This window comes from Halorubrum sp. SD612, assembly GCF_002135005.1.
Genome location: NZ_NEWI01000057.1, coordinates 1 through 17,711, shown reverse-complemented (window position 1 = coordinate 17,711; position 17,711 = coordinate 1). Strand labels below are relative to the sequence as shown.

Here is a 17,711-nt window from a genome sequence, read left to right as displayed (position 1 = left end):
CGATGGTCGTTCCCGGCGAGGTCTCGGAGATCACGGTCGAGACCGACGAGCCCACGGAGTACGGGATCGTCTGTAACGAGTACTGCGGCGCGGGTCACCACGTCATGGAGGGGAAGCTCCACGTCGTCAGCCAGTCGGAGTTCGAGAACCGAGGAGGTGACTCGGAGTGAGCACTGCCCTCGAGTCCGAGCGGACGTTCGTCGACAAGTTCCCGGACGAGGCGCGCGTCGTCCGCGCGGCCTTCCTGAGCTCCTTCTTCGCGCTGTTCCTCGGCGCGGTGTTCGGGATCATCCAGACGCTCCACCGGACCGACGTCGCGCGGATCATCCCTTCGACGGACTACTACACCGTCCTCACGGCTCACGGCGTCTTCATGGTGATCAGCTTCACGATCTTCTTCCTCGTCGGGCTGTTCACCTGGGCGGTGACGCGGAGCCTCGACCGGCCGCTGTTGAACATCAAGATCACGTGGACGTGGTACGGACTGATGGCGACCGGCATGACGCTCACCGGCATCTCGATTCTCGCCGGGTTCGTCGACTCCATCGACATGAGCGCGGACGTGCTGTACACCTTCTACGCGCCGCTTCAGGCCCACCCGCTGTTCTACGCCGGACTCGCGGTGTTCATCGTCGGCACGTGGATCGCGGGCGCGGACTGGTTCCGGACGTTCCTCGCGTGGCGGCGCGACCACCCCGACGAGCGGATCCCGCTCCAGACGTTCATGGTGTTGACGACGATGACGATGTGGTACATCGCCTCGTCCGCCGTCGCGGCCTCCGTGCTGCTGTTCCTCCTGCCGTGGTCGCTCGGCTTCATCGAGCAGGTGAACCCGACGCTCACCCGGACGCTGTTCTGGTTCTTCGGCCACCCGGTCGTCTACTTCTGGCTGATGCCGGCGTACATGCTCTGGTACACCGTCCTCCCGAAGATCGCCGGCGGACGGCTGTTCAGCGACCCCTTGGCCCGGGTCGTGTTCGTGCTGTTCGTCCTCCTCTCGACGCCGGTCGGGATCCACCACCAGTACCTCGACCCCGGCATCGCGGAGGGGTTCAAGTTCATCTCCATGACGAACACGATGTTCCTGCTGTTGCCCAGCCTGCTCACCGCGTTCACCGTCGTCGCGAGCGTCGAGTACGGCGCTCGGAAGAACGGCGGCAGCGGACTGCTCGGCTGGCTCACGAACCTCCCGTGGCGGAAGCCGGAGTTCACCGGCATGATGCTCGCCGGGCTGATGTTCGCGGCCGGCGGCTTCTCCGGGATGGTCAACGCGGGGATGAACATCAACTACCTCATCCACAACACGCTGTGGGTACCCGGGCACTTCCACCTCACCGTCGGGACCGCGGTGGCGCTGACGATGATGGCCGGAGTCTACTGGCTCTGGCCGCAGATCAGCAACAAGCCGATCTACAGCAGTCAGATCGGGCTGTTCCAGGTCGTGCTCTGGTTCATCGGCATGGCGCTGATGTCGAACGCGATGCACGCGCAGGGCCTGCTCGGCGTGCCGCGGCGGACCGCCGAACCGGAGTACTCCGGCTTCGACTACCCGACGATGTTCGGCGGCTTCGAGGAGCTGAACATCCAGATCGCGATCGGCGGGACGCTGCTTTTCGTCTCGACGATCCTGTTCCTCGGGAACCTCGCGCTGACGATGGGGAACCCGAAGGTCGCCGGGCTCGCGGAGCCGCTTCCGAGCCCGGTCTCCGGCGCGGAGGACGCCCCGAAGGTGCTCGATAACCTCCGCCTGTGGGTGAGCATCGCGCTCGTTCTCGTCGTCCTCGCGTACGCGCTGCCGATCGCGGCGATCATCAGCCGCGGCGGGCTCCTCGGACCGGGCGTCGGCACCTATCCGGTGTGGCTCGCGCCGCTGCTCGACGCGCTGGCCGACGCCGCCGCGCCGCTCGTCGGCGCGGTCACCGACGCGTCGGCCTCGCTCGCCGAGGTGGTCCGATGACCGTCGACGTGAGCCGCGGCGGCCTGCTCGTGACGCTCGCCATCTTCGGCGTGATCGTCTACGAGCTCCGGACCGTGCTCGACTTCGTCGGGGTCGAACTGCCGATCATCCCGTACATGGCGGCCGTCTTCGTCCTCGCCGGCCTCTCTATCTGGTTCGTCACGCTGAAGGGCGGGTGGCGGACCGAGCCAGAGGGCGACGAGCCGGCGTAGCGGCCCGCGCCGCGGTTTTACGGACGTTTCGATCGCTTTCCTTCGGCGTCGATTCGGCGACAGAAGCAGTTATCACCCCTCGGCCGCAATAATGCGTATGGAATCCAATACTGTATCGAACGAGGCCGAGACGACCGACGGCGAATCGTCCGGCGGGAACCGCCCGGTCCCGCTGTCGGACGAGGACGACCTCGACGCCTTCGTCGCGGACGCCGACGCCGCGCTCGTCGAGTTCTACACCGACGGCTGCGGTATCTGCGCGAGCATGGAACCGGTGATCGGCAACGTGGCCCGCGGCGTCGAGACGGACCTCGCGGTCGGGCTGGTGAACCCCCGCGACGACCCGCCGCTGGTCGAGCGGTTCGACGTGCGGAGCGTTCCCCTGTTCGTCCTCTTCGTCGACGGCGAGCCGGTCGCGCGACGCGCCGAGGGGTTCATTCCGGGCGAGGACCTGACGGCGTGGGTCGACGAACACGCGGCCTGAGCGAGAGCGATACGTCGGTCTGAACTCGTCCCGGGAGTCCGATATGGCGACGACGACCACCGAAGCCCCGACCGCTCGGCGGTACGCATCTGTTTATAAATCGTCGATCGGCACGACCACCACCGAAGCCCCAGCCGCGAGGCCGCAGTACGCTCGCTGTCGTTCGAGACGCCTCCGGCGTCTCGTGATGTTGCCAGACTCCGGAGGAGTCTGGCCGCTAGCCAGAAATCTCCGATTTCCGGCGATGACGAGAGAGCTTCGCTCTCTCGAACCACGGTCCTCAGTCAGTCGCTAGCGCTCCCTCGTTGCGGTGTCGCCGGCGGCTTCGCCGCCGGCTGTCCGTGGCGCGTGGCGCCACGCTCCTTGCGTCGTCATCAGAACGCTCCGCGTTCTGATTGGCTCACGAGAGCGAAGCTCTCGTGAACGCCTGCGTCCGCCTCGCGGCTGCCCCTTTGCGTCCCGCCCCGCACCGCACGGCACCTCACGCCTCCCCAGCCTCGCGGTTCGCGCTCTTCGAGCGCTCACCGCGTCCAGCGAGAATCGAAGATTCTCTGGCAGCGAGGGACACGGTCCCTCGGGCAACCGGGCTTCGCCCGGTGACAGGGCGAGAGCGAAGCTCTCGCTTGAAACCGGACGTAGTCCGGTGACAGCCGGCGCTACGCGCCGGCGACCTCGCTCGGTGCTGTCTCGCGGCCGCCGATGGCGGCCGCTCGCAGGCACGCGCCACCGCATTTTTAAATACGGTTTGTAGTATCCGCCTCGGCGCTCGGGTTCGTAACCCCTTACCGCTCCCGTCGCCGATTCGCCGTCAATGAACACCATCCACGTCGCCGGGGGCGTCGGGGTCGCCGACACGGCGATGGCCTCCTACGACGCCGCGCTCGCGGACGCGAACCTCCACAACTACAACCTCGTGGCGGTCTCCTCGGTCGTCCCCGCCGAGGCGACCGTCGAGGCGGTCGCCGAGGCGCCGGATCTGGGTCCCGCCGGGAACCGACTCACCGTCGTCGAGGCGCGCCGGACGGTCGGCCCCGGCGACGCGGTCGACTTCCGCGAGGGCGGGCGCTCGGGCGCCGAGGGCGCCGAGTCGAAGCGCGCGCCCCGCCGACGCCCCGACGCGGTCGCGGGGCTGGGCTGGGCGACCGGCCCCGGCCCCGGGCTCTTCTACGAGGTGACCGGCGAGGACCCCGACGACGTGCGCGACCGGATCCGCGCGGGGCTCGACAGCGGCGCCGGGCTCCGCGACTGGGAGCTCTCGGACCGCGAGACGCGCGTCGAGACGGTCGCCGCCGAGCCGGACCGGTACGCGACCGCGGTCGTGGTCGCGGCGTACGGCGAGTCCGAGCCCATCCTGTAGCCGGCGCGAGCGGTCCGGCGTCGGGTCGAAACCGCGGTCGCCGCCGCCGACGCCTTTTTGACTCGGCTCCGCGTACTTGTCGTGTCTTCGAATGAACGGCAACAACCCGTACGCCGGGGCACCGGGTGTGACGGACGCGGGCTCGCCCGCGGCCGTCGACCTCTCTCCGGACCAGGAACGGCAGCTCCGGCGCGCGGTCGCCGGAATCGTATCGCGCACGGAATCGTATCTGCCCGACAGCTACGCCGTCGGCTCCGAGCTGTCCGTCGGCGCGAACGGTCCGCAGGCGACGGTCGCCGTCAACCCCCCGGCCGGCCACCCCGTCTCGGCCGGCTTCACCCCCGACCCGGAGGACTTGGACGCCGGCATCGCCGAGTCCGACACCGACGAGGTCGCCCGCGGCCTCGCCGCCAGCGCGGCGGTTCAGGTGATGGACGCGGTCGGCGACATCACGCCGACCGCGAAGTGAGCTCCGGCTAACACGCAGTCCGACCGTTCTTACCGGTCCGCGCCGTTCCGCGCTCCGTCGCTTTCTCCCGTGCCCTCCGAGTCGTCGCGCGGGTACACCCGCAGGTCGCCCTCGCCCGGCGGCCTCAACGCGCCCGTGACGCGGCCGTACATGCCGAAGATGTCGTCGTACCCCTCCTCGCTCGCGAGGATCGGGACCAGCCCCGGCTCCTCGACGCGGTGGGTGTACACGTCGTCCTCCGCGAACACGGCGCCCTCCGGGATCGCCTCGAAGTTCGCGAAGTGGACGCGCGGCTCGCCGCCGCCCTTCGGCACCTCCTCGTCGCCTTTCACCACGACCGTCTCCGAGAACGTCGGCGGCTCGTCCGCGATCGCGCCGTGAACGCGGAGGAACGCTCGACACGCCTCGTGGCCGAACTCGACGGCCGCCTCGCTCCCCTGTCGGCCCACCTCGATCGAGACGGTGTGCGGGATCGTGGAGTCGAGCGTCGTCGACCGCAGGCCGCTCGCGTCGACGACGTGGTCGACCGGGAGCCCGGTGACGGTGCGCCGGACGGACTCCGTGAGGTCGCTGAAGATGGCGAACGGCGGCGGGGCGCTGTGGGAGGTGTGGAGCGCGAGCACGGCGTCGAACTCCTCCAACTCGGCGGCGAGCCGCGGCGCCAGCGCCCGCTCGTACTCGTCGCTGTCGGCGTCGCCCGGGAAGGCCCGGTTCAGGTCCGCGTCCGTGTAGCGCGTCTCGGCCGCGATCGCCGGTTCGTTGGCGAGTATCAGCCGGACGAGTCCGTCGGACTCCACGCGGTCGTCGTTCGGGTCGAGGGGTGGGAGTTCCTCGGCGAGCCGCTCCACTATCCGGACGCCGGCGGGCTCGTCGCCGTGGATCCCGCCGACGATCGCGACGCGGGCCGACCCCGCCGACCCGCGGTCGATCGTTTGCATACCGTGGGTACGACGCGGTCGGCCAATAAATCGTCGCGATCCGCGCGCGGGGATCCTCAGCGGTCGAACCGCTCCGCGATCGCGGCGCGGTACCGGCGCGCCAGCCGCCGCGCGACGAACCGGTCGCGGGGGTCCACGCCGAGGAGTCGGAACGCGGCCGCGTACGCCGCGAGCCCGATCACGCTCCCCGCGAGGACCGCCGGGAGACCGGTCAGCAGCGCCCGGACCGCGAACATCGCGGCGGCCGCGACGCCGCCGGCCGCGAGCGGGGTGAGGAACGTCCGGTCGAACGGCCACAGCCCCTCGAAGCGGCGGAGGAGGACGACCTGGATCCCGTTCTGGACCGCGATGGCGAGCGACGTGCCGAGCGCGGCGCCGACGAGCCCGTAGCGGACGACGAACGCGTACGTCAGGCCGACGTTGAGGACCGCGAGCAGCCAGTCGAGCGCCATCCGCGCGTACTGGTGGTCCGTCATCATCAGCAGCCAACCGGTCGCGCCGACCGCGCTCCCGACGAAGACGCCGCCGAGGTAGACGACGAGCGGGAGGTACCCGGCGACGTACGCCTCGCCGAACAGGCCGAGTATCTCCCGGCCGTACACCACGAGCGCGGCGAGTATCGGGACGACGGCCGTGACGATCTGGCGCGTGACGGAGCCGTACACCTCGTTGAGCGTCGCCGTCCGGTCGTCCGCGTACAGCTCCGAGGCGACCGGCGGGAGCAGTTGGTTGAAAGATAAGAGCGGGATCCACGCGACCGCGATCACCACGAGGACGACGTTGTACACGCCCGCCGCGGTCGCCGTCAGCAGCGCGCCGACGAGCAGCACGTCGACGCGGTTCTGGAACACCTTCCCGAGGCTGCTCATCGCGACGGGCGCGGCGTGGTCGTAGAAGCGGCGCGCCTCCGCGCGAGCACCGCGGAGCGTCGGGCGAACACCGGTGACGGACGCCGAGAGGGGGACGGCGGCCGCGGCGAGCAGTCCCGTCGCGGCGACGATGGCGCCGGCGACGCCGACGACCGAGTAGCCGAGCGCGAGCGCGCCGACGGCGCCGACCAGCCGGACGCCCGGGCGCAACAGCTTGTTGAACAGGACCTCGCCGCGGGCGGACCCCACCGCGCGGAAGAGCGCGGACGCGACCATCACGACCCCGAGCAGCCCGACGAGGCCGCCGAACGCGCGCATCGTTCCCGTGAACGCCGGCTCGGTGACGGTGCCGGCGTTTATCTCCGGCGCCGCGAGCCAGACGCCGACCGCGATCGCGACCCCGAACCCGATCGTCGTCCCGTACGCGAGACCGGCGACGGCGCCCTGCCGGCCCGCGTCATCCGCGTACTCCGGGAGGTACCGCTGGATCGCGGGGACGCTGCCGAACGTCACGAGCCGGGAGCAGAGCTGAGCGATCCGCCACGCCAGCGCGTACACGCCGTAGGCGGTCGGGCCGAGCCCGCGGGTCAGCGCGAACTCGGCCGCCGCGATCAGCGCGCGCTGGCCGGCGACCCCGCCGGAGGTGAGCACGGCGCCGTGCGCGATCGTCTCTAACGCCTCGCGCTCGTCGTCGGGGATCTCGCCGCGCTCGCGCTCGTCGTCGGGCTCGGTCGCCGCCGCCTCGCGTTCGCTCTCCACGGTCGTCTCTGCCGATCCGGTGGCGGTCGCGCAAAAAAAGGAACGCGTTTCGCAGCCGGCCCGACCGGACTCGCGGTCCCGCGGCCGCGACCTACCAGCGCTGGTGGACGTGTTCGCGCACGTGTTCGTCGTACACCGCCGCCGCGGCCTCGCGCTCGGCGTCGGAGAGCGCGGCGGCCACGCTCGCGGCCGCGTTCGCCCGGATGTGGTCTGGGGTCGTCGAGCCCGGGATCGCGGTCGAGACGGCGTCGTGGTCGAGGATCCAGCGCAGCGCGAACTCCGAGAGCGGCCGGTCGTCCGGCAGGCGCTCGTCGAGCGCGTCGGCCGCGTCGAGGCCCGCCTCGAAGGGGACGCCGGCGAACGTCTCGCCCACGTCGAAGGCGTCGCCGTCGCGGTTGTAGTTCCGGTGGTCGTCCTCGGGGAACTCGTCGTCGCGGGAGAGCGCGCCCGTCAGCAGCCCCGAGGCGAGGGGCACCCGGCAGATCACGCCCACGTCGCGCGCGGCGGCCTCGTCGAGGAACAGCTCCGCGGGCCGCTGCCGGAACGGGTTGAAGACGATCTGGACGCTCTCGACGCCGGGATACTCGATCGCCTTCAGCCCCTCCTCGACGCGCTCGACGCTGACGCCGTAGGCGTCGATCCGACCTTCGGATTCGAGCGTCGCGAGCGCGTCGAACGTCTCCGGCCGGTAGTACACGTCCGTCGGCGGGCAGTGGAGTTGGACCAAGTCAAGCGTCTCGACGCCGAGGTTCTCCCGCGAGCGGTCGACGAACCGGCGGAGGTTCGCCTCCGTGTACCCGTCGGGCTCGTGGGGGTCGAGTCGGCGACCGGCCTTGGTCGCGACGGTCACGTCGCCGGCCGCGATCTCGTCGGCGAGCGTCTCGCCGAGGATCCGCTCAGAGCGACCGTCGCCGTACACGTCGGCGGTGTCGAAGAAGTCGATCCCGGCGTCGCGCGCAGTCTCGACCGCCGCGACCGCCTCGTCCTCCGTGACCTCGCCCCAGTCGCTCCCGATCTCCCACGCGCCGTAGCCGACCTCGCTGACCTCGCCGACATCGCCGAGTTCGCGGTGGTTCATACTGTCCGCTACTGATCGCGGCGGGGGCAAGGGCGTTCCGGAGGCGGCGAGGCCGCGACGTTCCATTCCACCGCTCACTTTTACCTGGAGCGTGGACGACACGAGAGACATGGCGAAGCTCGGGCTGGTAGTGAACGCGGTCGGTCTCCTGCTCAGCGCGGTCGGCACCCTCCTGCTGTACGCGCACGTGACCGACGAGTACCACTCGCACATTCAGGACATCGGGTCGATCGCGGTCGGCTACCTCGGCGTGATCCTGTTCGGGATGTCGGTGTCGCTCACCGGGATCGCGCTGTTGCTGCGGCGGTCCGCCGACTGAGGCCGCCTCCCTCGTGCGGGAACGGGAGGTGCGCCCGTCCCTGGTCCCACTCGGCGTTCATCACCCGCCAGCGGGGGTTGTCCCGCCACAGCGACAGTTCGTCGCGTTCGGCGAGCCGATGCGCCGTGGACTTGTCGTGGCCGTTCGCCCGGTAGAGGATCTCTCTGAGCTCATGATACAGGATGAACCGGTCGTACCTCGACCACTTCTCGGAGATCCAGACCTCGTTCCTCGGGATGCCTAGGTCGTCGGCCGCTGGCGGGTGGATCAGCTCCCCGTCGAGTTCGACGCGGTAACAGGCGTTGTACTTCGCGATCCTCTCGTGGGGGACGTGTTCGACCGTCCAGCCGTGCTCCCGGATCGCCTCGCGTGGCGACGGCATAACCGGATCGCCCGCCGCGTCTGAAATGAAGATATCGGCGGTTTGCGAGCCCGTCTCACCCCCCGTTCATAACACCGCCGCCAGCGCGTCCATCGTCTCGTCGACGCGCTCGACTCGCGCGTTGTGACCCATGTGGCCGACGCGGAGTACGTCTCCGGCGTCTTCGCCCAGTCCGGTCGCGAGAATCACGTCGTGCTCCTCGCGCAGCCGCTCCTGAAGCGCCTCGGCCCGACCGGGGACCTCGAAGGCGGTCACCGTCGGCGAACTGCGCTCCGGGTCGGGAACCGGCTCCAGTCCCAGCTCCGCACCGCGCTCGCGGCACCGGGCCGCGGCCGCCTCGTGTCGCTCTCGGACCGCGTCGAGGCCCTCGTCCAGCAGCAGCCCGAGCGCCGCGTCGAGCGCGACGACCTCGGTCGTCAGGTGCGTGTACGGGAACCCGTCGCTCACGTCGCGGAACGGGAGGAAGTTCGCGTACAGCGAGTGCGGGTCCCGCTCCTCCATCGCGGCCCACGCGCGCTCGCTCACCGCGGCGGTCGCGAGCCCGGGCGGCGCGCTGAAGCACTTCTGTGAGGCCCCGAGGCACACGTCGATCCGGTCCGTCGGGACCGAGACGCCGCCGAGCGACGAGACGGCGTCGACGACCGTGAGGACCTCCGCGTCTGCGGCCTCGATCCGGTCGAGCGCCGCCGTAACGTCGTTGAGCGCGCCGGTCGGCGTCTCGCAGTGGACCATCGTCGCGATGTCGAAGTCGGCCTCGTCCCCCGCCAGCGCCTCGTCGAGCGCGTCGACCGGGAGCGGCTCGTCGTGGTCGGCGGCGACCAGGGTCGGGGTCCCCCCGTACGACTCCACGAAGTCGGCGAACCCCTCGCCGTAGAGCCCGTTCGACAGACACAGCACCTCTGTGCCGGGCTCGACGAGCGACGCGACCGCCGCCTCCAGCCCGAGGATCCCCTCGCCGCCGAGGGCGACGACATCGCGGGCGTCCCCTCCGGATGCGTCGGTGTCGACGCCGTAGACCGTCGCGAGCCGGTCGGTGAGCCGGTCGTATATCTCCCGGAACCGCGGGTCTACGTCGGGGTGTATCAGCTCGCGGGACATCGCGTCGCGCACGGGCTCTGGGACCGCGGTCGGCCCCGGCGTCATGAGCATACGTCCCGGTTTGACCGCCCGTATATAAACCGTCCGCGCGAAGCGCGACGGTCGGCGCCGCGGTCGAGCGATCGAGACGGTCGGGCGACGGAAACGGCCGGGCGACATACTCATATATTTCTGTCGCCTGAGTACGATCACAATGATGCTCCCGACCCACGTGCTGGCGGGGATGCTGCTCGCGACCCCGCTGGCGCTCGTGGCGCCGGAGCTGGCGCCGATCGGGTTCGTCGCCGGCTTTCTCGGCGGCCTCACGCCGGATCTGGACATGTACGTCGGTCACCGGCGGACGCTCCACTACCCGGTGTACTACCCGGTGATCGCGGTGCCGGCGCTGCTCGCGGCGGCGCTGGCGCCGTCACCCGTCACCGTCGGCGCCGCGTTCTTCCTCCTCGGGGCGGCGTTCCACAGCGTCACCGACATGTACGGCGGCGGGCTGGAGCTCCGCCCGTGGGAGGGGAACTCCGACAAGGCGGTGTACGACCACCACCGGGATCGGTGGATCCCGCCGCGCCGCGGCGTCCGCTACGACGGCGCGGTGGAGGACCTCGCGCTCTCCGTCGCGATGTCGGTGCCGCTGTACCTCCTGCTCGACGGGCCGCTCCGACGGCTCGTCGTCGCCACGGTGATCGTCGCCGCCGTGTACGCGGTCCTTCGCCGGCGTCTCGCGGACGCCGCCGCAGTGTTCTTCCCGCTGCTGCCGGCGGTGTTGGACCCGTACGTCCCCGAGCGGTACCGGTGACTGCGGCGGGTTCGATCAACGTTATTAGGTTCCCCGCCCCGTTTCATCCGATATCAGCCCGCGCCGGCGACGGCCGTCCCGGCGCGTCCACCCCACCATGCAACAGTACCTCGATCTCGTCGACGACGCGCTCTCGACGGGCACGTACAAGCCGAACCGGACCGGCGTCGACACCATCGCGACGTTCAGCGGGCAGTACACCGTCGACCTCGCAGAGGGGTTCCCCCTCCTGACGACGAAGAAGATGGACGGCTACCGGTGGAACTCGCTCATCCACGAGGTGCTGTGGTACCTCTCCGGCGAGGAGCACATCCGGAACCTCCGCGAGGAGACGAAGATCTGGGACGCGTGGGCCGACGAGGAGGGGAAGCTCGACACCGCGTACGGTCGGTTCTGGCGGCGGTACCCCGTCCCGGAGGCGGCGGCCGAACTCCCCGGCGAGACGTGGCCCGACGACGCGGACCGCTGGGTCACCGTGGAGGAGGACGACGACGGGACGCGGCGGCGCACGTTCGACCAGATTCAGTACGTCCTCGACACGCTCGAAGAGAACCCCCACTCCCGCCGGATGGTCGTGAACGCGTGGCACCCGGCGAACGCCGCCGTCTCGACGCTACCGCCCTGCCACTACACCTTCGTGGTGAACGTCCAAGACGGCCGGCTCAACCTCCACCTGACGCAGCGGTCGGGCGACATCGCGCTCGGCGTCCCGTTCAACATCGCGGCGTACGCGCTGCTTGCGAACGCGCTCGCGCAGCGGACCGGCTTCGAGGTCGGGGAGTTCGGCCACACGGTCGTCGACGCGCACGTCTACTGCGGCCGCGGCGAGCGCGGGAAGTGGTACGCGAACAATCTCCGCTACGTCCAGGAGCGGCTCGCGAACGTCGAGAGCAAGGAGGACTACCTCGACGTGAAAAGCTGGGTCGAGCGCACCGCCCCCGACGAGCCGAACGGGCAGGAGGGGTACGACCACGTGCCCGGCCTGCTCGAACAGCTGTCGCGGACGCCCCGCGACCGCCCGCGGATCGAGATCGCGGACAAGCCGCTGGACGAGCTGACCTACGAGGACGTCGAGGTCGTCGACTACGACTCCGCGGACGGTATCTCGTTCGCGGTCGCGGAGTGATGGCGGGCATGGATTCGAACCCGGACCTCGTCCTCGTCGCCGCCGTCGCCGAGAACCGCGTGATCGGCGACGGCGACGCGATGCCGTGGCACTACCCATCAGACCTGGCACGGTTCAAGCGCCTCACGACCGGCCACCCGGTGATCGTCGGTCGGAAGACGTACGAACGCATCGCCGAGCGCGTCGGCGGCCCGCTCCCCGAGCGGACGAGCGTCGTGTTGACGACCCGCCCCGTCGACGACGGCGACTTCCCCGACGGCGCGGTCGTCGCGCACGACGTCGAGTCGGCGCTCGCGCGGGCGAGAGCGGACGCCGCCGACCGCGGCGTCGACGACGTGTACGTCATCGGCGGCGCGACGGTGTACGAGGCGTACCTCGACCGCGCCGACCGGATGGAGATCACCGAGATCCCCGAGCGCCCCGACGGCGACACGCGGTTTCCGGACTGGGACCGGGAGACGTGGGTCGAGCGCGCCCGCGAGACCGACGACGACCTCGCGTTCGTCACCTACGAGCGGCGCGACGCGGAGTGATCGGCGCGACGCGGAGTGAGCGAGCCGGGGGTAACGCCTCGCTCACTCGATGAACCGCGACTCCACGTCGCCGGTGGGCATCATACACCGGTCCTTCTTCCCGAACCACCGGTATCGGTTGTCGGCGACGAAGTCGTAGACTCGGTCGCGGACCGACTTCGGGACGTAGCGGAACGGCGAGAGCAGCCGGTAGCGGCCGCCGAGCCCCGACGCGATCTCGATGATCGCCGACGACTTCACGTAGCTCTCGCCGTCCTCGATCAGGACGACCGAGTCGAGGTCGTCGCTCGCAAGGTCGTGTTCGGCCAGCAGCGCCTGTCCCACGTCGGACTGGAGCGAGGCGAAGCGGTACTTCCCCTCCGCGTCGCGGGGGACGACGAACTGTACGAACCCGCTACAGAGGTTACAGACGCCGTCGAAGAGGATGACGGCCTCATCGTCGGGGATATCCCCGTCCATCACTCGCGAACCTACGTCGCCGCCGCAGTTCAGGATTGCGGTGGACCCGGAGCCGGGGTTGCGGTGGCGGCGGAGCGGAAGATTGCGGCGAGCGCAGAAGGGGGATACCGGTTGCCGGGTACCCCGGCGGGCGCCGAGGCGGACGCGGTCCGTCCCGCGCACGGAAAACTTATACAGGTCCCTCGGCCTCTCCAACAAGTTGGAGTCCGACATCATGGCTCGAAGTTCCTCCGTCGCGACCGCCCGATCGCGGTTCCGGACCGTCGTGCGACGGCTTTCGGCGGCGCTCGCCGCGCGGTGTTCGGTGGACCTGCGCGCGCTCGCCGCCTTCCGGATCGGCCTCGGTACGCTGGTGATCGCCGACCTGATCCGGCGGTCGCGCTCGCTGTCCGCCTTCTACACGGACGACGGCGTGCTCCCGCGGAGCGCGCTGTTCGCCGACTACGGGGAGGTGTACTCCGTCCACGCGCTCGTCGGTGAGCCGTGGGCCGTGGCCCTGCTGTTCGCGCTCGCGGGCGCGTTCGCCCTCGCGCTGCTCGCCGGCTATCGGACGCGGCTCGCGGCGCTCGCCTCGTGGCTGCTGCTGCTCTCGCTCCACGCCCGGAACCCGATGGTGTTGAACTCGGGCGACAGCCTGCTCCGCATGCTGCTCTTCTGGAGCGTCTTCCTCCCGCTCGGCGCCCGCTGGTCGGTCGACGCCCTCAGGCGGGCAGGCGCGGGGACCGACGCGGACGCCGCCGCTGGCGCGGGCGGCTCCGAGAGAGATCCCGGGGCGGACGACGGCGATGAGTCCGCGACAGCCGGGCCGTCCGGGTCCGCCGTGGCGACCGTCGCCACGATGGCGGTCCTGATACAGGTGCTGTTGATGTACGTGACGAACGGCATCCACAAGCGCGGGAGCGACCTCTGGATGGACGGCGAGGCGGTCGCGTACATCATGCAGGCGGACCACTTCACCTACCTGCTGGGGAACCACCTCGCCGAGTTCACCGGCCTGCTCCGCGGTCTCACGGTCCTGTGGATCGCGCTCCTGTTCGCCTCCCCGCTGCTGATCCTGCTCACGGGGATCCCGCGCGCCGCGATCGCCTCGCTGTTCGTCGGGATGCACCTCGGCATGGCGGTCACGATGCCGATCGGCCTCTTCCCCATCGTCGTCGTCGTCGGCTTCGTGCCGTTCTTCCAGACCCCGGTCTGGGACGCCGCGGAGCGCGCCGTGGATCGGTTCGGCCCGCCGGCGGCCCTCGAACGGTGGCGCGGGCGCCTCGAGTCCGTCGGAGAGTCGCTCGCCTCGCTCGACGCGTCGATACCCCGACCGACGCCGAGCGGCGCCGTCGCCGGCCTCCGCGCGCGAGTCGGACGCGGACGACCGCTCCTCTCGACGGTCGTGCCGTACGTCTTCCTCGTGCTGATCGTCCTCTCGAGCGCCCAGGCAGTCGGCTACGCCGAGACGCCAGACCCGGCCGAAAACGCCCTCGAAACCGTCGAGATGGACCAACACTGGCGGATGTTCGCACCGGATCCCACCCGCACGACTCGGTGGTTCGTGACGGTCGGCACCCTCGCCGACGGGACCGAGCGAGACGTGTTGCGCGACTCGCCCGTGGAGTTCGACCGGCCGCCGCGCGCGGAGGCCACCTACCGGAGCGCGCGCTGGCGGAAGTACCTCGGCAACGTCGCGTCGACGGACAACGAGAACCACCGGTCGTACCTCGCGAACTACCTCTGTGAGGACTGGAACCGGACCCGCGAGACGGCCGTGGAAAACGTCACGATCCACCAGCAGTACGAGCGGACCGACCCCTACAACGGGAGCGTGGTGGCCGCGAACGGGTTCGAGCTGATCGAGTACGACTGCTCGGGCGAGTTCATCCAAGACGAGTGACCGGCCCCGACCGCCGACCGCAACCCCCTTCCCTCGCCCGGCCGCCGTGACGGGTATGCAACCGACGGGACACCTGCGGGGCGACGCGGTCCGCGTGGGCGGGGACGCCCGCCAGCGCTTCTACGACGCCCGGGGGTACGGGCGGCCGCTCGACGGCAACGAGATCGCGCTCTCGCGGGTCGAGGCCGCCCACCTCCTGTTCCGCGGCGACCTCTCCGGGATCGAACTCGGGGGCGACGCGGCGGGCGTGTCGGGCGGCGACCCCGTCGGCTTCGAGCGCTTCTTCGTCGCGAGCGCGGCCGCCGCCGACCGCTTCGCGGTGCGGTTCCTCGTCTACTCAGACCTCCGCGACCGCGGCTTCTACCTCTCGCCCGCCCGCGAGCCGTGGCCCGGGGGGAGCGACGCGCCGGGAGACGCGGTCGACTTCGTCGCCTACGAGCGCGGCGAGACGCCCGACACGGGCAACGTGAAGTACCCCATTCGGGTCGTCGGCGAGCGGGAGTCCGTCGCGGCCGCGGGGCTCGCGGGCCGCACCCTCGCGGTCGTCGACGAGGAGTCCGACATCACCTACTTCGCGGCCGAGTCCGGAGCGGTCGAGGGATCGACCGACTACGAGCCCCCGGCCGACCTGACCGGCGTCCTCCTCGCCGACCGCGTCGTCGTCTGGGACGCCCCCGAGGGGTTGTACGAGCGCGGCTTCTACGGCCGCCCGCTCACCGGACGGGCCGCAGACGTCGAGGGCGCGCTCCAGCTCTCCCTCGTCGAGGCCGCGTCGCTGGTCGCGGACGGCCGGCTGGCGCTGTCCACGTCGGTCGGAGACGAGGGGGGTGTTGCCGGCGACGACGCCGCCCGGATCGTTGCCCGCGGCCGCGAGGTGGAGGGGGACCGCTTCGACCGCCGGCTCGCGGTGTACGAGCGCCTCCGCGGTGCCGACGCGGTGCCGAAGACCGGCTTCAAGTTCGGCGCCGACTTCCGGACGTACCTCGACGTGGAGACGGTCGAGGACCTGCCCCACTCCGAACACCTGGTGCGCGTCGTCGAGGCCGACCACCGGTTCTCACCGCGCGAGCTCTCGCTCGACGTGCGGCTCGCCGGCGGCGTCCGCAAGGAGATGGTGTTCGCGGTGACGTCGGTCGGCGGCGGCGGACGCGGCGCGCGCGCGGCGGACTGGGTCCGCGCCGCCGACGTGGAGTGGGTCTCGGTCGACCGACTGACGCCGTAGCCGACCGGCACCGGAGTTGAGGGATACCGCAGCCGACCGTCTCGCGGCCGACCGATCACCGCCCCGTGGCCGACCAGTCACCGCTCCGCGGGCCGTTCACGACACCGTCACAGTGTCGTCGAACAGCGCGGCGAACAGCTTGTTTTCGGCCGCGCGGAGGTGCTGCGTGAACGTCGTCTGCGAGATATCCATCATCGACGCCACCTCCTCTCCAGTGTGCTCGCGGGGCCACTCGAAGAACCCGGCGAAGTGCGCGGTGCGCGCCGTTTCGCGCTGCCGGTCGGTCAGCTCGGACCGGTCGCGCAGAACACGCTCACCGACCTCTTCGAGGACGTGTCGTGGGGGCAGCTCGACTACCTCGTGGTGGACCTGCCGCCGGGGACGGGCGACGTCCAGTTGACGGTGCTTCAGAACCTCCCCGTGACGGGGATAGTCGTCGTCACGACGCCGCAGTCCGTCGCCGTGGGCGACACCCGTCGAGGCGTTCAGATGTTCGGGGAGTACCGGACGAACGTGTTGGGCGTCGTCGAGAACATGAGCGGGTTCGTCTGCCCGAGCTGCGGGGACAGACACGAGATATTCGGCGAGGACGGGAGGCGGACGCTCGCCGAGTCGGTCGACGTCCCGTACCTCAAATCGCTGCCGCTGGACCCGGCCGTCCGCGCGGGAGGCGACGACGGTGAGCCGATCGTCTCCGACGGCGACGGTGAGGCCGCGGCGGCGTTCCGGGACCTGGCGGCCGCGGTCGCGAACAAGGTCGGCGTCCTCCGGCGTCACCACCGACAGCGGAAGAGCGAGGAGGCGGTCTGAGCGGCGCGCGCCGCCGTTCACGCCTCGATCTCGAAGGGGATCACGTAGGTCCTGTTGTTCGACCCGAGCGAGAAGACGTACTCGCCCGGCCGGTCGAGCACCGCGTCGCGCCGGTCGGACGCGTCCGACGCGGTCGGGTCGTAGCGGAGCGCCCACGTCCGCGTCTCGTCGGGGGCCAGTTCGATCACGGTCAGGTTGTACGTTCCCGCCGGCGCGTTCGCCGCCGCCCGCCACTCGGGGGCCCCCGAGTCGGCGGCGTTCCGGAAGACGACCCACCGGTCCGGATTGATCGGGACCGGCTCGTCGCCCACGTTCGTGGCGACGACGCGGACGGTCTCCCCGTCCCGATCGAGGGACAGCGAGAGCCCGCCCGTCCGCTGGTCGGGACACACCGGATCGTCGACCCGTTCGCCGTCCGGTCCTATCGCGGGGCAGCCCGGAGCGCCGCCCGACAGGCAGCCGGCGAGGACGACGAGACACGCGACCGCGACGAGGGCGAGTCGAGACATTACCGTCACGACGGTGCGCCGTTTCAAAAGGGGTCTCGGAGGCTACGACGATCGCTTGAGCTACCGGCCGGCCGCGGGCGCCGCGGAGAGAGCAGGAAGCTTTTTCCGGCGGTGACGCGCGTCGACACCCATGGTCGACCCCTCCACGTTCCCCGCCGAGTCGAGCGCGTACGACATCTCAACGGTGGACCTCAGCGACGACCGATACGAGGTCACGCAGTCGCTGGTCCGCAACAAGTACGCCGTCACCGACAGCGCCGGCGATGTCGTCCTGCGCGGGAAACAGAAGATGTTCAAGCTGATACGGTCGTGCGTTAATTTCTACCGTCCTCAAGGGCAGAGATAGTTCCAGATGATCGGTTCCGTGATCGTCGGCAGTCCTCGTTGAATCTGCCGTTTCAGCGTCGAAAGATCTGGTATGAGGCGGTGCTTGAACCATTCATTGAGACGATCCC

General features: G+C 70.4%; 21 protein-coding genes and 1 pseudogene. 14 read left to right on the top strand and 8 right to left on the bottom strand.

All coding sequences use genetic code 11. The features are described from left to right. From B9G38_RS08350 to B9G38_RS08325, 6 genes and pseudogenes are all read left to right on the top strand, one after another. Positions 1 to 170 (top strand): annotated as a pseudogene (locus B9G38_RS08350) (cytochrome C oxidase subunit II); the annotation flags it as partial. Continuing rightward, positions 167 to 1,957, top strand: coding sequence for a b(o/a)3-type cytochrome-c oxidase subunit 1 (locus tag B9G38_RS08345; protein WP_086220077.1), 1,791 nt, complete (start codon positions 167 to 169; stop codon positions 1,955 to 1,957). The pseudogene B9G38_RS08350 and the gene B9G38_RS08345, both read left to right, overlap by 4 nt. Further along, positions 1,954 to 2,169 carry a CbaC protein gene (locus B9G38_RS08340; protein WP_086220076.1) on the top strand — a complete coding sequence of 72 codons (216 nt, stop codon included), beginning with the start codon at positions 1,954 to 1,956 and terminating at the stop codon, positions 2,167 to 2,169. The genes B9G38_RS08345 and B9G38_RS08340 overlap by 4 nt, the downstream gene beginning before the upstream one ends. 97 nt (positions 2,170 to 2,266) lie before the next feature. Further along, positions 2,267 to 2,653 carry a co-chaperone YbbN gene (locus tag B9G38_RS08335; RefSeq protein WP_086220075.1) on the top strand — a complete coding sequence of 129 codons (387 nt, stop codon included), beginning with the start codon at positions 2,267 to 2,269 and terminating at the stop codon, positions 2,651 to 2,653. 811 nt (positions 2,654 to 3,464) lie between these two features. Then, entirely contained in the window at positions 3,465 to 4,010 is a 546-nt protein-coding gene (locus tag B9G38_RS08330) for a pyruvoyl-dependent arginine decarboxylase (RefSeq protein WP_086220074.1), read from the top strand. 91 nt (positions 4,011 to 4,101) lie between these two features. Further along, positions 4,102 to 4,479, top strand: coding sequence for a DUF5811 family protein (locus tag B9G38_RS08325; protein WP_006628157.1), 378 nt, complete (start codon positions 4,102 to 4,104; stop codon positions 4,477 to 4,479). Positions 4,480 to 4,508: 29 nt separating this feature from the next. Here the strand turns inward: B9G38_RS08325 and B9G38_RS08320 are convergent, their stop codons facing one another. From B9G38_RS08320 to B9G38_RS08310, 3 genes are all read right to left on the bottom strand, one after another. Beyond that, entirely contained in the window at positions 4,509 to 5,417 is a 909-nt protein-coding gene (locus B9G38_RS08320) for a succinylglutamate desuccinylase/aspartoacylase family protein (protein ID WP_049931580.1), read from the bottom strand. A gap of 56 nt (positions 5,418 to 5,473) precedes the next feature. Further along, entirely contained in the window at positions 5,474 to 7,045 is a 1,572-nt protein-coding gene (locus tag B9G38_RS08315) for a lipopolysaccharide biosynthesis protein (protein ID WP_086220073.1), read from the bottom strand. 91 nt (positions 7,046 to 7,136) lie between these two features. After that, entirely contained in the window at positions 7,137 to 8,123 is a 987-nt protein-coding gene (locus tag B9G38_RS08310; RefSeq protein WP_086220072.1) for an aldo/keto reductase, read from the bottom strand. 91 nt (positions 8,124 to 8,214) lie between these two features. Here B9G38_RS08310 and B9G38_RS08305 point away from each other — a divergent pair, with 91 nt between their 5' ends. Then, entirely contained in the window at positions 8,215 to 8,442 is a 228-nt protein-coding gene (locus B9G38_RS08305) for a hypothetical protein (RefSeq protein WP_233127177.1), read from the top strand. On the opposite strand, the gene B9G38_RS08300 is transcribed toward B9G38_RS08305, so the two are convergent. Further along, the gene (locus B9G38_RS08300) at positions 8,402 to 8,824 is read right to left on the bottom strand and encodes a hypothetical protein (RefSeq protein WP_086220071.1); all 423 of its coding nucleotides are present in this window, start codon (positions 8,822 to 8,824) and stop codon (positions 8,402 to 8,404) included. The two genes, B9G38_RS08305 and B9G38_RS08300, sit on opposite strands and share 41 nt — an antisense overlap. Positions 8,825 to 8,890: 66 nt before the next feature. After that, entirely contained in the window at positions 8,891 to 9,973 is a 1,083-nt protein-coding gene (locus B9G38_RS08295) for an alanine--glyoxylate aminotransferase family protein (RefSeq protein WP_086220070.1), read from the bottom strand. 145 nt (positions 9,974 to 10,118) lie between these two features. Here B9G38_RS08295 and B9G38_RS08290 point away from each other — a divergent pair, with 145 nt between their 5' ends. The 3 genes from B9G38_RS08290 (at position 10,119) to B9G38_RS08280 (ending at position 12,374) form a co-directional block, all read left to right on the top strand. Beyond that, positions 10,119 to 10,715, top strand: coding sequence for a metal-dependent hydrolase (locus B9G38_RS08290; protein ID WP_176450665.1), 597 nt, complete (start codon positions 10,119 to 10,121; stop codon positions 10,713 to 10,715). 97 nt (positions 10,716 to 10,812) lie between these two features. Beyond that, positions 10,813 to 11,841, top strand: a complete 1,029-nt coding sequence (gene thyA / locus B9G38_RS08285) for a thymidylate synthase (RefSeq protein WP_049931586.1) — start codon at positions 10,813 to 10,815, stop codon at positions 11,839 to 11,841. After that, the gene (locus B9G38_RS08280) at positions 11,841 to 12,374 is read left to right on the top strand and encodes a dihydrofolate reductase (RefSeq protein ID WP_086220069.1); all 534 of its coding nucleotides are present in this window, start codon (positions 11,841 to 11,843) and stop codon (positions 12,372 to 12,374) included. Before thyA ends, B9G38_RS08280 begins: the two co-directional genes overlap by 1 nt. A 42-nt stretch (positions 12,375 to 12,416) precedes the next feature. Here B9G38_RS08280 and B9G38_RS08275 read toward each other — a convergent pair whose 3' ends face one another. After that, the gene (locus tag B9G38_RS08275; RefSeq protein ID WP_086215411.1) at positions 12,417 to 12,833 is read right to left on the bottom strand and encodes a thiol-disulfide oxidoreductase DCC family protein; all 417 of its coding nucleotides are present in this window, start codon (positions 12,831 to 12,833) and stop codon (positions 12,417 to 12,419) included. Positions 12,834 to 13,047: 214 nt separating this feature from the next. Between B9G38_RS08275 and B9G38_RS08270 the strand changes: the two genes are divergently transcribed. Together B9G38_RS08270 and endA are read left to right on the top strand one after the other, a co-directional pair. Continuing rightward, positions 13,048 to 14,715: an HTTM domain-containing protein gene (locus B9G38_RS08270; protein ID WP_086220078.1), complete on the top strand. Its 1,668-nt coding sequence runs from the start codon at positions 13,048 to 13,050 to the stop codon at positions 14,713 to 14,715. A gap of 55 nt (positions 14,716 to 14,770) precedes the next feature. Then, the gene (gene endA, locus B9G38_RS08265; RefSeq protein ID WP_086220068.1) at positions 14,771 to 15,937 is read left to right on the top strand and encodes a tRNA-intron lyase; all 1,167 of its coding nucleotides are present in this window, start codon (positions 14,771 to 14,773) and stop codon (positions 15,935 to 15,937) included. A 96-nt stretch (positions 15,938 to 16,033) separates the two neighbouring features. Here endA and B9G38_RS08260 read toward each other — a convergent pair whose 3' ends face one another. Then, positions 16,034 to 16,225: a helix-turn-helix domain-containing protein gene (locus B9G38_RS08260; RefSeq protein ID WP_394334916.1), complete on the bottom strand. Its 192-nt coding sequence runs from the start codon at positions 16,223 to 16,225 to the stop codon at positions 16,034 to 16,036. Here B9G38_RS08260 and B9G38_RS08255 point away from each other — a divergent pair. Further along, positions 16,154 to 16,747, top strand: coding sequence for a P-loop NTPase (locus B9G38_RS08255; protein WP_394334915.1), 594 nt, complete (start codon positions 16,154 to 16,156; stop codon positions 16,745 to 16,747). The two genes, B9G38_RS08260 and B9G38_RS08255, sit on opposite strands and share 72 nt — an antisense overlap. Before the next feature lie 17 nt (positions 16,748 to 16,764). Here the strand turns inward: B9G38_RS08255 and B9G38_RS08250 are convergent, their stop codons facing one another. Beyond that, positions 16,765 to 17,256: a hypothetical protein gene (locus tag B9G38_RS08250; RefSeq protein WP_086215413.1), complete on the bottom strand. Its 492-nt coding sequence runs from the start codon at positions 17,254 to 17,256 to the stop codon at positions 16,765 to 16,767. Between the two features lie 130 nt (positions 17,257 to 17,386). Here B9G38_RS08250 and B9G38_RS08245 point away from each other — a divergent pair, with 130 nt between their 5' ends. Continuing rightward, entirely contained in the window at positions 17,387 to 17,602 is a 216-nt protein-coding gene (locus B9G38_RS08245; RefSeq protein ID WP_086220067.1) for a hypothetical protein, read from the top strand. Positions 17,603 to 17,711: the final 109 nt, after the last annotated feature.

What these genes read in the sequence shown, in the direction of transcription:
- B9G38_RS08340 (WP_086220076.1), top strand. Translation starts at nt 1,954, where the DNA reads ATGACCGTCGACGTGAGCCGCGGCGGCCTGCTCGTGACGCTCGCCATC.
- B9G38_RS08335 (WP_086220075.1), top strand. Translation starts at nt 2,267, where the DNA reads ATGGAATCCAATACTGTATCGAACGAGGCCGAGACGACCGACGGCGAA.
- B9G38_RS08330 (WP_086220074.1), top strand. Translation starts at nt 3,465, where the DNA reads ATGAACACCATCCACGTCGCCGGGGGCGTCGGGGTCGCCGACACGGCG.
- B9G38_RS08325 (WP_006628157.1), top strand. Translation starts at nt 4,102, where the DNA reads ATGAACGGCAACAACCCGTACGCCGGGGCACCGGGTGTGACGGACGCG.
- B9G38_RS08320 (WP_049931580.1), bottom strand. Translation starts at nt 5,417, where the DNA reads ATGCAAACGATCGACCGCGGGTCGGCGGGGTCGGCCCGCGTCGCGATC.
- B9G38_RS08310 (WP_086220072.1), bottom strand. Translation starts at nt 8,123, where the DNA reads ATGAACCACCGCGAACTCGGCGATGTCGGCGAGGTCAGCGAGGTCGGC.
- B9G38_RS08300 (WP_086220071.1), bottom strand. Translation starts at nt 8,824, where the DNA reads ATGCCGTCGCCACGCGAGGCGATCCGGGAGCACGGCTGGACGGTCGAA.
- B9G38_RS08295 (WP_086220070.1), bottom strand. Translation starts at nt 9,973, where the DNA reads ATGCTCATGACGCCGGGGCCGACCGCGGTCCCAGAGCCCGTGCGCGAC.
- B9G38_RS08290 (WP_176450665.1), top strand. Translation starts at nt 10,119, where the DNA reads ATGCTCCCGACCCACGTGCTGGCGGGGATGCTGCTCGCGACCCCGCTG.
- thyA (WP_049931586.1), top strand. Translation starts at nt 10,813, where the DNA reads ATGCAACAGTACCTCGATCTCGTCGACGACGCGCTCTCGACGGGCACG.
- B9G38_RS08280 (WP_086220069.1), top strand. Translation starts at nt 11,841, where the DNA reads ATGGCGGGCATGGATTCGAACCCGGACCTCGTCCTCGTCGCCGCCGTC.
- B9G38_RS08275 (WP_086215411.1), bottom strand. Translation starts at nt 12,833, where the DNA reads ATGGACGGGGATATCCCCGACGATGAGGCCGTCATCCTCTTCGACGGC.
- B9G38_RS08270 (WP_086220078.1), top strand. Translation starts at nt 13,048, where the DNA reads ATGGCTCGAAGTTCCTCCGTCGCGACCGCCCGATCGCGGTTCCGGACC.
- endA (WP_086220068.1), top strand. Translation starts at nt 14,771, where the DNA reads ATGCAACCGACGGGACACCTGCGGGGCGACGCGGTCCGCGTGGGCGGG.
- B9G38_RS08250 (WP_086215413.1), bottom strand. Translation starts at nt 17,256, where the DNA reads ATGTCTCGACTCGCCCTCGTCGCGGTCGCGTGTCTCGTCGTCCTCGCC.
- B9G38_RS08245 (WP_086220067.1), top strand. Translation starts at nt 17,387, where the DNA reads ATGGTCGACCCCTCCACGTTCCCCGCCGAGTCGAGCGCGTACGACATC.